This window comes from Jeotgalibacillus sp. R-1-5s-1 (genome assembly GCF_004405105.1).
Lineage (GTDB): Bacteria > Bacillota > Bacilli > Bacillales > Jeotgalibacillaceae > Jeotgalibacillus.
The window spans coordinates 65,869-81,399 of sequence record NZ_SORW01000046.1; the positions used below are offsets into that span (position 1 = coordinate 65,869).

Consider the following 15,531-nt stretch of genomic DNA (forward strand, 5'->3'; position numbering starts at 1 on the left):
CTGGTCCTAAAGTAGACCTAGGGACAGACCCCATCTCTGCACTGTTTCTTCTGTTTTATATGTATGCTTTAGAAATCTATATAAAATGGATGTTTACTTTCATCGAGACAATATTCGATACGCTTTCTGAAATTCTTATAATCAACCATTTTAAGGGCCTTTTCAACAGGGAAGAATCCTGTCTCCAGACTTTCTGGTGAAGTTGTCAGCTGACCACCAATTGGTTTTGCCAGAAAAAGCATGTTACAAACAGAGCGATCCACATTCTGAAACACACCGCAAAACTTCGTGATCTCCACTTCAATTCCTGACTCTTCAAACGTCTCACGGATCGCCGCCGCTTCAAGCGATTCCCCTTCCTCAACCTGTCCGCCCGGCATCTCCCATCCTCTTCTCGGACCTTTAATGAGTAATAATTCATTTCGGTCATTTAGTACAATCGTTGCTGCAGATACAATATGTTTTGGCGGTGTATATGTCACTTTCTCCATTCTCATCCTCCTTATGTCTGATGATAAAGTAGACGATTCATTCGAATAATCAGTTACAAAAAATACTAATTTTATTTACAAAAACATATTTTCTTTTTTAAAACCGTGTAATGAAAATTACTCAAAAATCTGTTTTTCCAACAGTTAAACAATCTTCATACATCAAAAAAGAACAGGGGAACCGTCCCCCTGTTCTTTTAAGCTCTTTCAGTACCGCTACCCGCCGCTTTCCGTGGCGAAAACCCTTCAATCACCCAGGCAAAAACGCCTCCCATCACGATGGCAAATACTGAAGTTGATATCCAATTATCGAATGACAACCACCCAATGACCAGAAATGCTGTAAAGCAATACAAAAAAGCCAATCCGTACTTTTTTAACAAAGTTCTATCCTCCTGAAATGATCATAGGCCCAATACTAAAATATTCTGAATATTTAATATCATATCACGAATTCCTTATGTGTTGAAGAATGGAGTATGTTATTTTTTTGAATTGATTTATCGCAAATACTCCTCCAACCGATCCATCTGCGAACTGAATCCTTCAACCATTCCCATTTCACTCAGCTTCTCAAGGGATTCAACTGAATCAAAGAATGTTGTGGTCACAAGTTTTGTACCACCCTCAACCGGTACAAACGCCACTTCAATATCCATCCCCGGCATATCCGGATTCACATTTCCTGCTTCATCAGAAAACATGTCTTCATAAAGGAAGCGCTCAGGTGCCTGGATTTCCTTAAACTTTGCCAACCCCCATGATTCCATACCGTAAAAATCTCCCTGGCTCTTATCCTCGCACGTCATGCAATAATGCCAGTAGCCGCCTTCTTCGAATTCAAACCGTTTATTAACTGTTTTCCAGCCTTTTGGACCCCACCATGCCTCTAGCTGATCTGAGTTCGAAAAAGCCTTAAACAGTCTTTCCTGTGAAACGGAAAACGTTTTTTCGATAATTAATTTTGTCCCCTCTGTTTGAACGTTCATGATTCTTCCTCCTCTTTTAAATAAGCATCCAGCCGGTCAAGCTGGTCCTCCCACCGTTGAATGTACGATGACAGCCAATCTCCCAATACGGTAAATCCATCCTTTTCTAAATGGTAAATCCGTTTGTTCGCAACAGCCTCAACGCGAACCAGTCCCGCCTGATGCAATATCTTCAAATGTTTGGAGGTCTGAGGCTGAAGATAGCCAAGCGAATCAGCAATCTCCCCAACCGTTTTGGCTCCGCTCTGTAAAAGCTTTAATATCTCAAAACGCTTCTCATCCGCAACAGCCTGAAACACCCTCATATACTTCGCATCCGACATCAACATCACCTTCTCCATTTAAATATACCATTTTTAGAATATTCGTCAATAAGAATATTATAACGTAAAGTTGGGGTCTGTCTCTAACTCTACAGGAGAGTTAGGGACAGACCCTTTTATTACACTGCTATTCACCCTGACTCAGCATGTGCACAGCCATTTCTTTCATTTCCGGAATGCCTGAAACAAGTGCATATTCTGCTACGGTCAAGGGGCTGGCTGCGAGGAGTTCATTAATATGCTCCTGCATGGTTGGCCAGGTGATGCCTCCTGCATTGTCGTAAGCGCTAATCAGTTTGTTCAATCCCTTTTCACCAAAAATTTGATAATGAGCAGTGAAGTCGATTGATACATCATCAACAGCGATTTCTGTCCAGTCTATTAAACCAGTTACTGCCTGCTGCCCATTGATTAAAATATGGCCCGGATGCAAATCACCGTGTCTTACACCTATGTGATGAGGCCAGAGCTTTTCATTCGCAAGCCAGGTTTGCCAGCGTTCCCATAAAGCAGGGTGAATCTCGAACTGTTCATTTATTTTATCCATCCTGCTCTTCATGGAAATTCTCAGATCCTGCTCCTGAATGATTGGCACACCTGTATCATTAAATTTTCGAACGTCCACTGAATGCAAGCCCGCCATGACTTTTCCAAGAGACTCATAAAAAATATCCGGTGGATTGTGCTCATCAAGTTCCCATACGTAAGCCTGCTTTTTCATGTCAATCGTTGCCGCAGGAACACCATCAAGCTGCTTATATGCGATCAGATTCTCCGAGAAAACAGACCAATGAGGAACCTGAAAATCCACTAAATTTGATAAGGTATCCAATGCACGCTTCTCCTTTTGTGCATGCCTCATCGACTCTTTTCTGCGTGGCATTCTCAAAATCCACTTATCACCAGCTTGATCTTTTCCCGATGCCACCCTGAAATCCACACCAGATTCATTGATCTTAAGACCTTCTTCAGAAATAACGAGCCCTTCTTTTCCTGCTAAATTTATCACTTCAATTGCATTCATTTTTTCTCCTCCTTATATGTCTATTGGAGAGTTTGGGGTCTGTCCCTGAAGTCTACTGTAGACTTAGGGACAGACCCTGACTCTACACTCATCCTTCTATATGCACTAATTTCTTTTCTTTTATTTCATACACCACATCCGCTGTTTTCTTGATAAATTCACGGTCGTGGCTGACGAGCAGGACGGTGCCTTCGTAATGTTTCAGGAAAGCTTCGAGTGCCTGAATGCTGCCGAGGTCCAGAAAGTTGGTTGGTTCATCCAGGATCAAAATGTTGTAGGATCCGAGAAATAGCTCGCAAAGCTTCAGCCTGATGGCTTCACCACCGCTCAGTTGACAGACTTTTTTGATGAGATCATTGCCTGTGAAGTTCATTTCATGCAAGACAGCTCGTATTTTCCCTTCATCATATTCACTGTTCCTTTTAATCAGATCAAGCATGGTTTTATCCCCATCCAGCTGGTAACCAAGCTGCTGGTACACTCCAAACGAAGCTTTTGGAGAAACCGTCAGTCCTTCTCCTTTTTGTAAAATATAATGAAGCAGTGTTGATTTCCCTGAGCCGTTTGCCCCATTGATCGCAATCGTTTTACCTGATGGGAATTGAAAGCTTGCCTCTTCCAGCAGCATTTTATCACCAGCGTTTAAGGTGAGTCTGTCTGCCATAATCGGGAATCGGTTGTGGAGCTGAACCGCTTCTGACTGTGGGAAATGGACTGCTCTTTCTTCCTGCACCGCATCTATCCGCTCCAGCTGCTCCACTCTCTTCTCCAATGCTTTTGCAGCCTTTTCAACAGATTTCTGACTCGTATCCTTCTGTTTAGTCATGAACATCCGGTTTGCTGTTGCACGTGCCTGCCGTTTTGACATCGACTCATTCGCCTGGTTGATCTTACTGGCTTTTTTCATCTTTTCCTCAGCAGCTGCAAGCAGTCTTTGCTTTTCTTTTACATACCGTTCATGCTGCTCCTGCTGCCGGGATTGCTCAAGCTTTTTTGTCATCTGATAGTCAGAATAATTCCCCGTGTACTCTTTAACACAGCCATTTTGAACCTCCCAGATTTTTGTCACGAGCCGGTCCAGCACATATCGATCGTGACTGACGAGCACGAGTGCACCGTAATAATAGGTCAGATTTTCTACTAGAAAGTCAATTCCTGTTGCATCTAAATGGGTCGTTGGCTCATCAATCAACAGCCCTTCATGATAATCAGTGAGCAGCTGCGCAAGCTTCAGCCTTGTCTGCTCACCTCCGCTCATCTCATGGGTCGATCGATCAGGGACATTCAACTGTCCAAGCAGCTTATAATCCGGCTGATGATCCAGGGAAGGTGCCTCTTTTTGTTTAAAATAACCGAAATCAATCTGCCTATTAATCGTTCCGATCTCCGGCGTGACCTGACCGTGGATCACTTTTAACAGCGTACTCTTTCCACTACCGTTCGTCCCCACAATACCAATCCGGTCGAATTGATGAATACGCAACTGATCCACATTCAATATCGTTTTATCTAAATACGAAACCTCAATATCTTTTAATTCGAGCACAAGACGTTCCATGATAACACTTCCTTTTGATGAATTTAAAAGGAATGTAATCATAAAAAAACCCCGAAACAAGCCTGTTTGCGGGGGTAGAGTAAACGGGCGTACGACAAATAATCGCCTCCCTTTAAACGCAAAAAGAAAGACAGACAACAGCTGCCCTTCTCCACGTAAAAACTGATCCGTTGAAGATTATTAAAAATGTGCAGACTACTCCCGTTTACTCTGCTTATGAAAACAGAGCCTTTGAACATATGAAATTACTGATTGTTCAAAGAATCCTGTCGTAGCCTACCTGAATACATCATTAATAACCCTCCTATCACTAAAGTTAACTATTATCATACCCCACTTTTGGAGCTTTGTCATCTGAGTGTAGAGTTGGAGTCTGAGGGTCTGTCCCCAACTCTACACTGATGGAACTTTCTCCTTCTATATCCGTATAACTACTATCCAATTAAAGGAGGAATTTTAACATGTCTAAATACTCCATTAAAGAATTTGTACAGGAAACGAAGCAGGAAGATAGCTCGCGGGACTTTTTTGAGCTTGAGACGGATCGGATTTTAGAGGTTAATTTAAATGGCAAGGTTTGGGCGAAGGCTGGTTCGATGATTTCTTATGAGGGGAATATCAAGTTTGAGCGTGAAGGTATGATGGAGCACGGTCTCGGCCGATTTGTTAAGAAAGCCCTGAGTGGAGAAGGTGCTCAGCTGATGAAGGCGAATGGTCAAGGACGCCTGTATGTCGCGGACCAGGGGAAAAAGATCACGGTCCTGGACCTTGAGGGCGAGAGTGTATTTATTAACGGCAATGATCTGCTCGCCTTTCAGGACGGCCTGGAATGGGATATTAAGCTGATGCGTCGAGTGGCTGGGATGATGGCTGGCGGACTATTTAATGTTCGACTTGAAGGTCAGGGCCTTGTTGCTTTCACCTCTCATTATGAGCCACTGACTTTACTCGTGACTCCTGACAGACCCGTATTTACGGATCCAAACGCAACTGTTGCCTGGTCCGGAAACCTCGAGCCGGAATTCGTCACAGACGTTCAGCTGAAGAGCTTCTTCGGCCGCGGCAGCGGAGAATCCGTTCAAATGAAATTCTCTGGCAACGGATTTGTCGTCGTTCAGCCATTCGAAGAAATTTATCAGACACAGCAGAGCTGACTACAGAAAACGCCACACTCCTGATGAGGAGCGTGGCGTTTTGATTTCTCGTAGAATTGGGGTCTGTCCCTTAAGTCTACCTTCTTAAAGCTTCTTTTACTGCCCACTTTTGGTGGTCATGAATAAGACAATCTATCGCATGATCAGGCTCCAACCAAATTAGTTCATAATCATCTTCTGTTGGTTTGATGACTTCTTTGATCTTACTGCAAAAATAAAAGTGCCCTTCGTTCAAGTAATGAATACCTTCATTAACAGAATAAAAATACCTTCTGGCACTGCCTATAAAGGTACTGATTTCAACTTGAAACCCCAACTCTTCGAGGGCTTCTCTTTTTAAACACTCCTCATGTGTTTCGCGGTTTTCTATCCCGCCGCCAGGAAGAAAGTACTTACCATCCCTTTTTCGGATGATAGCGATTTTATCTCTCTTGTTATTAAAGATCAGAACATATACCGCAGGTCTCAAAACATAATCTATTCCACTTTCCTTTTCTCCAAAGGTAATCATATTAATGTCGACTCCAGTTATAAGTTTAATGATAAAAACTTCAAAGCTTAGTCTTAGGGTCTGTCCCCATACCTTAGGGACAGACCCTTGTTCTATCCTTCCCGCTCAGCCCACTTAATTGTTCGCTCAAGCGCGCCGGTTCCGTGAATCCAGACATCGGGTTCGATGCCGATTGCTTCTCTCTGGTAGGAATACGGACTGATCGAATAAGTAGATGGCATATTGATAAGGACACCTGAATTCGGCAGGTAGAATGGTGCTCCTGCATCACTTGTGAAGGCACCTGCCGTTGGCGTTCCGATCAGGACAACATTTTCGTACTCCATTAGTGCCTCAGTCATCCACTCGGCTGCTGAAACCGTATTTTTGTTCATTAAAATATACAGCTTCGTGTCAAGTGATGGTTCTTTATCGATCTCCACTCCTGTTCCAGCCCAGGAAGTCCCAAATGTCACCACTTTCGAAACCGGTTCTACCGGTATCGCGTCAGTGCTATGTAAGCCATACAGGATTGGTGGCATATGATCATAAAACGTCTCGATATTAAATCCCGCTTCTTCATAAAGATCTCTGACATTTGATAAAAGTACATGTTGTGTATTGGTACCTATTAATAAATATTCCTGTTTAGAAGGTGGAGAACCCGTAAGATTATGAATGAATTTTTCTACAAAATTCCCATTTCCTCCATTATTATCACGAAGATCAAGAATCGCTTCAGGTGATTCTTTTATTAACTCTCCCGCTTCAAACATATCATCATACGTAAACTCATCCTTCTCATTCACCATCATCGTGCCAAACCGAACCACAGGAATTCCATCTTCCGTTTCGCTGATTTCAAACGGCTCTAAGCTCTCAGGGTTGGTGAAAAACTGCACTGGCGTTGACTTGTAAGTATCAGACTCTGTTTCCAGCGTCCACTCTCCCCCACTGCTGTCAGCCATGGTGATCGCCTGATAAATCAGTTCTCCGTCTTCGCTAAATGAAGGCTCGATAAACAGTTCAGGATGTTCTCCATTTATCAACACAATCTTTTCATCATTGAAGAAATAATCATCATTCTCTTTCGTAAACTGCCACGACTCTACTCCATAAGGAACCATTTCCTTCATAAAAGCGTGCACACCCTGTATGAAAAAATGCTGGTCCTTGATAAATGAAAACGCATCTCTCAGCTTACGGGCATATTCCTCCCCACTCACTTGTCCTTCAGACGAGCTGATCCACTGATTCATCTCCTCTGCTGCAGCCTTAAACGCTTCGTCTCCACCATAAAATTCATATGGCCCATAACCGTATCGCATCGTTCTGATAAATATTTCAAAGTCAGCATACATCTCATCCTGCGTTAACGCTTCAGCAAGTTCCTTCTCCTCAGTCAATGTCATGAGCACCTCAGGCTCCAGCTCAGGTATTTCCGTCTCATCAAACTTAGGCAAATAAGCCGCAACACTCGGCGGATCCTCAACATCACGACTGATCACAAGCTCATCAGACTGTTCATTCTCCTGAACAGCACGATCAGCCTCTTCACAAGCCGCCAGCAGCAACACCGCCGCCAAACCAAATCCCATCACCTTTCTCATCCAATCCCCCACCTCTCTATGACTTACATACGTGGAAAAGATTAGAAAGGTTTCGGGTTATTGAATGAGTGTAGACTTGGGTCCTGTCCCTAAAGTCTACACTATACCGCTAATTATCCCTCAAAATCCGGCTCTAAAAGAGAAAACACCACTGCATCATGAGATTGTTCATTTTGATAAAGATAGCCTCGCAGCAGTCCTTCCTGCTCAAAACCTAACCTTTTCAGCAGTTGAATGGACGCTTCATTTTGCGGATAGGTGACTGCTCCGACTCTATACAAACCCAGCTCATAAAATGAATACCTCAGCACTTCCTTCACAGCTTCACTCGTCATCCCCTGTCCCCAATAAGCAGGAGCAAGCTCATATCCGATCTCTGCCCGCTTCCCAGGAATATTCAGGTTGTTTAATCCAAGCGTCCCCACAAATTCACCTGTCTCCTTCAACACCATACCCCACCTGATGCCGCGCTTGCTTTCATATGTATTCTTCATCGATGAAATGATCTTTTCCGCATCATCTTTATGCTTCAAAGAATCCATCCCGTAAAATTTTGTTACTTCATCGTTAGACATAATCTCAAAATAAGGATCAACATACTCCTCACTCATCATCGTCAACTTTAATCTATTCGTTTCTAATTCAGGGAAACTCATGATTTTCATCCTTTCTACTGTAGAGTTAGGGTCTGACCCCGAATCTCCACTACTCTCGTCTTACATAAACTTTGCCTTGAACAGCCACCATCTCTTCAACAGATTGACCTTTTACTGAATATATTTCGCTCCCTGTTGAAGCAAAAGTTGCGTCTCCATTTTTAAAAGAATAGGTGCTGTTGGTTTCTTCTTCACTCCCAACAAGTGTGAAGGTGACCTCGCCAATCACCTGATCCAGTAAGTCTTCATCAAAATCACTGGTTAATTCGTCATCATAATAATATTCGGTATCTTCCCATTTAACGATATTTGCCCATTCAATTGAAACCTGCGGGGATGATGATTGAAAAGCCTCTGAACATCCGGCCAGCAGGAAAACGATCGCTACAAATTGAAGGTTTATTTTTAAACTGCATGGTACACCTCTATTCACGATTTCGCTTAAATGCCTGTCACATTATCAAAGGGTACCGTCTCTCCATTAATCACTGCCTCAATCACTTCGTGTACAGGATCAATTGTGAGCTTGTATACTTTGCCCATAGGATTTTCATCATTCGCATTGTCTTCATCAAGTTTGATCATCAAAGTATCCTCTACCGTTTCTAAAGAAGTGCTGACATCACCTGAAGACCTGAAAAACAAGTAATATGTCTGATCATCCTCTTGGATCAACTGAAGATTGTACTCCAAGCCAATCGCTTCCTTAACTTCATTCGGCACAGTCTCAATCTCGCTAATACTCAATATTGAAGACTGTTCATTACAGCCCAAAAGAAGAAAACAAGATGCCAGCACCATGCTCAACAAATATTTCATCCTTCATCCCTCCCACTAAACGTCTATCACTCCTAACATTCTACAAAACATTTCCAAAAACCTCCTTAAGGCAGACCTTAGACCTTGGTGTGTCCCTGAAGTCTAAGACATGACCAAAAAGATTCGACATGCTCCAATAAATTAAATTCCAATAGATAGGACTTATGATAAAATTAGGATGAATCGTTTTACAAAGCCATTGCATTGTCTTTTAAACTGATGTGTATGATTTAGTAGCAGAATTAAGCCCACAAAAGTCTCAATATTCCGATAATTAATTAAACATGGAGGTGTTAGCAGACTGTGGTAAAAATGCATCCGAAATCAAGAAGCATTCAGCAAAAATACAGAAAAACAATTGAACATGAAAAAGAGATGAAGAAACATACGATCGAAGTCGTTACAGTAATTTTTGTAGTCAGCATTTTATATATTTTGCTTAATCAGACGAATTTTCTTGATGAACGAAGCTCATTTATCATGTCTGCTTCAGAGAATACCTGGTTTGTACCGACTTACGAAATTGATGAGGCTTTAAAGAGTGTCTACGATGAATATCATGGGATGACCGTTAACTATCATCCTGAATTAACAACATTCATTTTAAAAATTTCATACGAGCCTACTCTAATCCCGGAAGACCGTCTGGTTGAAATAACTAATGTTGCTAATGAATTACTTATAAAACTAAGTTCCTTCCCAACAGATAAACCTTATATTGTCGCAATAACTGGAGAAAATGACGAACAATTAGCAAGCAAAATGTTTGGCAGCAATGAAGACAGTTAAGAAAGCAGACCCAAACTCTACACACCGAAAAAGCCCCGGAAATCATTCCGGGGCTGCTGCTTTTTATCACTTTGGCAATGGTGCACGCTTTGAGATCAGCTCTTTTTCTACGAGTTCATTCCAAAACGCTTCTGGAATGTTGGCGTTCATGGCTGCCAGATCTTCTTTGATGCGGTCCGGTCTGGTTGAGCCTGTGACGATGGCCTTGACAGCTGGATGCGCTGAGGAAAATTGAAGGGCTGCATCCTTCAGGCTCACATTGTGACGCGATGCCACTTCGTTAAATTGATTGACTTTTTCTTTGATCTCAGGCGTGATCTTCTGATAATCAAAATAGTCACCACCAAGTAAAGCTCCTGAATTAAAAGCTGAGCCGATGACAAGTCCGGCAGCTTTTTGCTGCGTCAATGGCATCATACGCTCCAGTGCGCGTTCATGCTGAAGCAGCGTGTATTGCGTCGCAGATAAACTCAGATCTGGATGTGCTTCCTCCAGCTCAAGTGCCACTTCAATCGGAATCGTTGTATTAACGCCAAGCCCCCAGGCTGAAATCACCCCTTCATCTCTCAGGCGATCCAGCACTTGAAAAGCACCTTTTCGAGCCTCATCAAACTTCGTCACCCATTCATCTCTCAGAAAATCCGGCGAGATATCATGCACAAACACCATATCAAGCCGATCTGTCTTTAAGCGCTTCAGACTATCCTCAATCGAGCGTAACGTCCCATCCTCTGTATAATCCGTTTGAATTTTATTCTTGCGTCCATACTCGAACAGTCCCTCTTTTTCTTCCTCTTCATCCAGCACAATCCGGCCCACCTTTGAGCTCAGAAGATAATCCTCCCGTTTATAAGAAGATAAGATCTCACCTAACCTCAACTCCGCCAGCCCCGCTCCGTAAAACGGTGCAGTATCAAAATATCGGATCCCCTCATCCCATGCCGTCTGAATCGTCTCCATTGCTTCCTTCTCCGGCACCTCCCGGAACATATTGCCAAGCGGAGCCGTTCCAAGACCTAATTTGTGCTTAATATCTAAACGATTCTTCATCACCAAACACCTCATTCATTGGATTTTCAATATGGTTCGTGTCTACCCGGACAGCCCTGCCACTAAACGACAGCGCAGTGTTGGGATCTGTCCCTGAAGTCTACTGTAGTGTATGGGTCAGACCACTCCCCTGCATAAAAAAACGCAGACCGGAGTCTACGCTTATTCGTTCTCTAATTCTTTAATCGCTTCATCGAGCTTCTCTTCATCTTCCTCAGAGAGTTCCGGAAATTGCGGATCTATTTTTTTAAGGCAGTCGATCATGACTTCGGTGATGATATAACGCGAGTACCATTCATCGTCTGCCGGCAGGATGTACCATGGGGCATCTTCAGTTGATGTGTGATTCAGCATATCTTCAAATGCTTCATGATAATCATCCCAGTATCTGCGTTCTTTAATATCGTTGAATGAAAACTCCCAGTTTTTCTTCGGGTTTTTCAGACGCTCGAGCAGTCTGTCCTTCTGTTCTTCCTTTGACATGTAAAAGAAAAACTTCACTACGTAAAAGCCGTTTTCCGTCAGATGCTTTTCAAAATCATTGATCTGGCGGTAGCGCATTGGCCAGATATCGTCAAGCTCCATATCCTCAGGCACACTGCCTTCTTTCAGCCTGTCCGGATGAACCCTTGGTGCAATGACTTCCTCATAATGAGAGCGGTTCAGAATCCCAATCTGTCCTCTCGCCGGAAGCCCGTCCCGGATTCGCCATAAATAATCGTGATTCAGCTCCGTCTCGGAGGGCTTTTGAAAAGAAGCTGTTTTCAGTCCCTGTGCAGTCAGATTTGAGAAAATATAGCTGATCGCCTCGTCCTTCCCCGCTGCATCCATCGCCTGCAGGACAACCACAATCCCCTTCTTCTCTTCTGCGTGAAGCTTCCAATGAAGCTCCTTCAACTTATCAATACTCTTTGGAACGAGCTCATCCAGCAGCTCCGACTCTTCAATTCCGTGATCTTCATGCGTAGCATAGTCCTGCAGCTTAATCTTCTTGTTGCTCTCCACCAAATACTTATTCACATCCATCGTCCATCCCACACCTTCATCATTTTTACTGATTATCTTCCTCACTACCCAAGATCATGAAAAATCAAACGAACGCGGACTACGGAGACGCCACTCAACTCTGGCTGAGTACATTCACACAATTCATATTCCTGTAATAAGATATTAAACATTCCTAATATCTGTAGAATCGGGGTCTGTCCCTCAGCTCTACCATAGACTTCAGGGATAGATCCCAACTCTACAGAAGTAACCGTTACTTCACTTTTTTCACTTTATTTGGTCAACGCGTCAGTGAATTGAAAAATAGGTGTTGACTTTCCATTTTCATTCGCTATACTTTTCATATAATTCCGATTAAATACATAGGATTAAAGAGGTTAGTGGGTGATGTATTGTTTTTATCAATAAAAAATGTAAATAAGTCTTTTACGAACAATGGTAACTCGGAGCTTGTGCTTTCAAATATTCAGCTGGATGTAAAAGAGGGAAAATTTGTTTCAATTCTTGGTCCTTCCGGCTGTGGTAAGTCTACGCTTTTATCGATTGTGGCTGGTTTGGCATCAGCTACAGAAGGATCCATTGAGCTGAATGGCAAAGCGATTAAAGGTCCCGGCAAGGAACGGGGCATGGTGTTTCAGCAGGCTGCGTTGTTTCCTTGGCTGACGGTGGAGGAAAATGTGATGTTCCCCCTCCTGCCGGATATGTCCAAAAAGGAGGCGCAGCAAAAAGCACTCCAGTATTTAAAAATGGTGCAGCTGAGTGCCTACACGAAGCATTCACCACATGAAATTTCAGGCGGGATGCAGCAGCGTGTGGCGATTGCCAGAGCCCTCGCAATGGACCCTGCACTGCTTCTGATGGATGAACCGTTCGGGGCACTGGATGAACAGACGCGTTCCAGACTCCATGAGATCGTGGAAAATATCTTCCTTGAAACGAAGAAAACGATTCTTTTTGTGACCCACAGTATTGCTGAAGCGTTGAAGCTTTCAGACCGAATCGTTGTTATGGGCACACAGCCCGGCACGATACTGGATGTCATCGAACTGGACTTTCCAAGACCACGTTCCCAGTCAAAGGAAGAACTCATTTCATATGAAGAAAAAATTCAGGCGTTATTGAAATCTGAAATTGATAAGGTAACGGAAAAGGAGCAGAATCATGCAGCCAGCCGTTAAACGAATTATTTTTTATGTCTTACTTTTCGCAGTGTGGCAGGGAGCCGTGTATGTTTTCCAGGTTTCACCGTCCCTTCTTCCTGCACCAACCGATGTTTTTGCTTCTCTTTATGAAGGGTTCAGTAACCGCACCTTATTGTATGATCTTTTAGCGAGTTTTCAGCGATTGTTTATTGGCCTTGCGATTGCACTTATTTTAGGACTTTTACTCGGCGTGTTTTTAGCTAAATCAAAAACGGCCGATGAAACACTTGGTTCCCTCATCCTAGCGCTGCAGTCAGTTCCAAGTATAGTATGGCTCCCACTTGCGATCATGTGGTTCGGTTTAAATGAAATGGCCGTTATTTTTATTGTCGTACTTGGTGCAACGATTGTGATGACGATCAATGTCCGCACCGGCATCATCAATGTCCCGCCGCTTTACATAAAAGCAGCACGGACGATGAATTACAGGGGCTTCCGGCTTTTCACAAAGGTCACGATCCCCGCTTCCGTTCCATATGCTGTGACAGGGATCCGCCTTGCATGGGCCTTTGCCTGGCGCGCACTGATGGCTGGTGAATTACTCAGCACCGGTCCCGGACTCGGTTATTCATTACGATTCGCATCAGATTTTGGCGATATGAGCCGCGTGATTGCGATTATGCTCATCATTATGCTGATTGGTATTTTGGTCGACCTGATGTTTTTCCAGCGGGTTGAAAAGAAGGTCCTTAAAAAATGGGGACTGGCAACAGACTAACTTTTTGGAGGCGAAAGCACATGAAAAAACGATTCAGCTTACTATTTTTAGCATCATTGACCGTCCTGGTTCTGGCAGCATGCGGCTCTGACAGCTCGTCAGGCGGCAGTAAGGATGAAGTCGTAATCGGCTACTTTCCGAATATTGACCATGTACCAGCCATGATCGCAAAAGAAAAGCAATACTTTGAAGAATCACTTGGCGAAGATAAAAAAGTCACTTATAAGACATTCCCGGATGGCGGTGCCTTCATGACGGCACTGAAAACTGGCGATATTGATGCCGGTTTTGTTGGACCTGGTCCAGTCATGAACAACTATGCCAATGGGGCTGATGTTAAAATTATCGCAGGTGCATCCTCCGGTGGTACGGTCGTTGTGGCAAGTGAGCAGAGCGGCATCGAAAGCATTGAGGACCTTGGCAATCATACATTTATCACACCTGGAATCGGCTGTACACATGACGTTCAGATGGAAACATTCCTGAAGGAACAAGGCATTACATCAGCCCGTATTGGCGGAACGCTGAAGCACGTGACGGGAAATCCAGCACAGTATCAGGCCATGTTTGAATCAGGTAAGGTTGATCTTGCAGCTGTTCCTGAGCCATGGGCATCCACACTTGTCGCAAATGGCGCGAAAGTCATTGTTGATACGGATGAAATTGCCTACGGAACAACTTTACCGAATACGGTTCTTGTAACGAGCGGAAAGCTGCTCGAGGAAGAAAATGAACTCGTTAAACAAATTGTTGAAGCACACGAGAAGAGCATCCAGTTTATTAACGAAAATCCTGAGGAAGCCCAGACGATCGCCATTGACGCCATTGAAGAAATCACGAACCAGCGTATGGATGAATCCATCATTGCCAGCGCATGGGAGCGCGTGACGTATACAACGGAAGTTAATGCAGAGGTCATCCAGGCATTTGCTGACTCCTCTCACGACCTGCAATTCCTGAAGGAAAAACCTGAGTTTGATGAGCTTGTAGTGTCTCAGGAAACACTGCTTGGAAGTGCACAGGAATAATGAAAAAATGGATCACAGCATGCCTTGCCGTGCTTATCCTCCAAGGGTGTTCATCCAGGGTTGACCTGGATGAACACTTTTCTTTAAATGGAGAAGTAAGCGACCTGCAGGCAGTTAATCAGGATGGAGAAGACTTTCACACTGATGACCTGGAAGGCGAAATCTGGCTCGCAGCCTTTATCTTCACGAACTGCGACACCGTGTGTATGCCGATGACCTATAACATGGCAGAGCTGCAGTCACAGCTGGATGAAAAAGATCTCGACTACCGATTCGTCTCCTTTTCAATCGATCCTGAACACGACAAACCTGACGTGTTGAAGGAATACGGTTCACAGCAGGATGCCGACTTTTCCAACTGGGATTTTGTCACGGGCTATGAGCAGGAAGAGATCGAACTGTTTGCTAACCGGGGCTTTATCGCACCTGCTGCAAAGCTCGAAGGCTCTGATCAATTTGTTCACAGCACCTCCCTTTACCTGATGATCGGCGACCGGATTCTTGAGAAATACGAGATGTCTGTGGATGTGCCTTATGAGGAAATTGTGGAGGCTGTGGAGTTGGTGCATGGGTATTAAAATGATTGCCCGGACAAAGTGATGTATACTTTGTCCGGGTTTTT

The 15,531-nt window shown here is 43.8% G+C and carries 19 protein-coding genes; 6 read left to right on the plus strand and 13 right to left on the minus strand.

Going from position 1 to position 15,531, the window contains the following annotated elements:
* Window positions 1-68: 68 nt before the first annotated feature.
* From E2491_RS14350 to E2491_RS14375, 6 genes are all read right to left on the minus strand, one after another.
* The gene (locus E2491_RS14350) at window positions 69-491 is read right to left on the minus strand and encodes an NUDIX hydrolase (RefSeq protein WP_134376320.1); all 423 of its coding nucleotides are present in this window, start codon (window positions 489-491) and stop codon (window positions 69-71) included.
* A gap of 197 nt (window positions 492-688) precedes the next feature.
* Window positions 689-874 carry a hypothetical protein gene (locus tag E2491_RS14355; RefSeq protein ID WP_134376321.1) on the minus strand — a complete coding sequence of 62 codons (186 nt, stop codon included), beginning with the start codon at window positions 872-874 and terminating at the stop codon, window positions 689-691.
* A 117-nt stretch (window positions 875-991) separates the two neighbouring features.
* Entirely contained in the window at window positions 992-1,480 is a 489-nt protein-coding gene (locus tag E2491_RS14360; RefSeq protein ID WP_134376322.1) for an SRPBCC family protein, read from the minus strand.
* Entirely contained in the window at window positions 1,477-1,803 is a 327-nt protein-coding gene (locus E2491_RS14365; protein WP_371414487.1) for an ArsR/SmtB family transcription factor, read from the minus strand. The genes E2491_RS14360 and E2491_RS14365 overlap by 4 nt, the downstream gene beginning before the upstream one ends.
* A 127-nt stretch (window positions 1,804-1,930) precedes the next feature.
* Window positions 1,931-2,827, minus strand: a complete 897-nt coding sequence (locus E2491_RS14370; protein WP_134376324.1) for a macrolide 2'-phosphotransferase — start codon at window positions 2,825-2,827, stop codon at window positions 1,931-1,933.
* Window positions 2,828-2,915: 88 nt separating this feature from the next.
* Window positions 2,916-4,385, minus strand: coding sequence for an Msr family ABC-F type ribosomal protection protein (locus E2491_RS14375; RefSeq protein WP_134376325.1), 1,470 nt, complete (start codon window positions 4,383-4,385; stop codon window positions 2,916-2,918).
* Between the two features lie 461 nt (window positions 4,386-4,846).
* Here E2491_RS14375 and E2491_RS14380 point away from each other — a divergent pair, with 461 nt between their 5' ends.
* Complete coding sequence (locus E2491_RS14380) at window positions 4,847-5,539, plus strand: AIM24 family protein (RefSeq protein WP_134376326.1); 693 nt, start codon at window positions 4,847-4,849, stop codon at window positions 5,537-5,539.
* A 76-nt stretch (window positions 5,540-5,615) separates the two neighbouring features.
* Here E2491_RS14380 and E2491_RS14385 read toward each other — a convergent pair whose 3' ends face one another.
* The 5 genes from E2491_RS14385 to E2491_RS14405 all read right to left on the minus strand — a co-directional run bounded on the left by E2491_RS14385 (window position 5,616) and on the right by E2491_RS14405 (window position 9,114).
* A complete protein-coding gene (locus tag E2491_RS14385; RefSeq protein WP_134376327.1) occupies window positions 5,616-6,050 on the minus strand; it encodes an NUDIX hydrolase in 435 nt (144 codons plus the stop codon).
* 92 nt (window positions 6,051-6,142) lie between these two features.
* Window positions 6,143-7,639, minus strand: a complete 1,497-nt coding sequence (locus E2491_RS14390; protein WP_134376328.1) for a S41 family peptidase — start codon at window positions 7,637-7,639, stop codon at window positions 6,143-6,145.
* Window positions 7,640-7,752: 113 nt separating this feature from the next.
* A complete protein-coding gene (locus tag E2491_RS14395; protein ID WP_134376329.1) occupies window positions 7,753-8,295 on the minus strand; it encodes a GNAT family N-acetyltransferase in 543 nt (180 codons plus the stop codon).
* A gap of 49 nt (window positions 8,296-8,344) precedes the next feature.
* Complete coding sequence (locus E2491_RS14400) at window positions 8,345-8,728, minus strand: hypothetical protein (protein ID WP_134376330.1); 384 nt, start codon at window positions 8,726-8,728, stop codon at window positions 8,345-8,347.
* Between the two features lie 8 nt (window positions 8,729-8,736).
* Window positions 8,737-9,114, minus strand: coding sequence for a hypothetical protein (locus tag E2491_RS14405; RefSeq protein WP_134376331.1), 378 nt, complete (start codon window positions 9,112-9,114; stop codon window positions 8,737-8,739).
* 303 nt (window positions 9,115-9,417) lie between these two features.
* Between E2491_RS14405 and E2491_RS14410 the strand changes: the two genes are divergently transcribed.
* Complete coding sequence (locus E2491_RS14410) at window positions 9,418-9,903, plus strand: hypothetical protein (RefSeq protein WP_134376332.1); 486 nt, start codon at window positions 9,418-9,420, stop codon at window positions 9,901-9,903.
* 66 nt (window positions 9,904-9,969) lie between these two features.
* On the opposite strand, the gene E2491_RS14415 is transcribed toward E2491_RS14410, so the two are convergent.
* Complete coding sequence (locus tag E2491_RS14415) at window positions 9,970-10,953, minus strand: aldo/keto reductase (protein WP_134376333.1); 984 nt, start codon at window positions 10,951-10,953, stop codon at window positions 9,970-9,972.
* 162 nt (window positions 10,954-11,115) lie between these two features.
* Complete coding sequence (locus tag E2491_RS14420) at window positions 11,116-11,979, minus strand: PPK2 family polyphosphate kinase (RefSeq protein ID WP_134376334.1); 864 nt, start codon at window positions 11,977-11,979, stop codon at window positions 11,116-11,118.
* A 374-nt stretch (window positions 11,980-12,353) separates the two neighbouring features.
* Here E2491_RS14420 and E2491_RS14425 point away from each other — a divergent pair, with 374 nt between their 5' ends.
* The 4 genes from E2491_RS14425 to E2491_RS14440 are packed head-to-tail and all read left to right on the plus strand — an operon-like array spanning window position 12,354 to window position 15,487.
* Window positions 12,354-13,139: an ABC transporter ATP-binding protein gene (locus tag E2491_RS14425; protein ID WP_134376396.1), complete on the plus strand. Its 786-nt coding sequence runs from the start codon at window positions 12,354-12,356 to the stop codon at window positions 13,137-13,139.
* On the plus strand, window positions 13,123-13,881 hold the full coding sequence (locus E2491_RS14430) for an ABC transporter permease (protein ID WP_134376335.1): 759 nt from the start codon (window positions 13,123-13,125) through the stop codon (window positions 13,879-13,881). Before E2491_RS14425 ends, E2491_RS14430 begins: the two co-directional genes overlap by 17 nt.
* A 20-nt stretch (window positions 13,882-13,901) precedes the next feature.
* Window positions 13,902-14,909 carry an ABC transporter substrate-binding protein gene (locus E2491_RS14435; protein ID WP_134376336.1) on the plus strand — a complete coding sequence of 336 codons (1,008 nt, stop codon included), beginning with the start codon at window positions 13,902-13,904 and terminating at the stop codon, window positions 14,907-14,909.
* On the plus strand, window positions 14,909-15,487 hold the full coding sequence (locus tag E2491_RS14440) for an SCO family protein (protein ID WP_134376337.1): 579 nt from the start codon (window positions 14,909-14,911) through the stop codon (window positions 15,485-15,487). The genes E2491_RS14435 and E2491_RS14440 overlap by 1 nt, the downstream gene beginning before the upstream one ends.
* Window positions 15,488-15,531 lie beyond the last annotated feature (44 nt).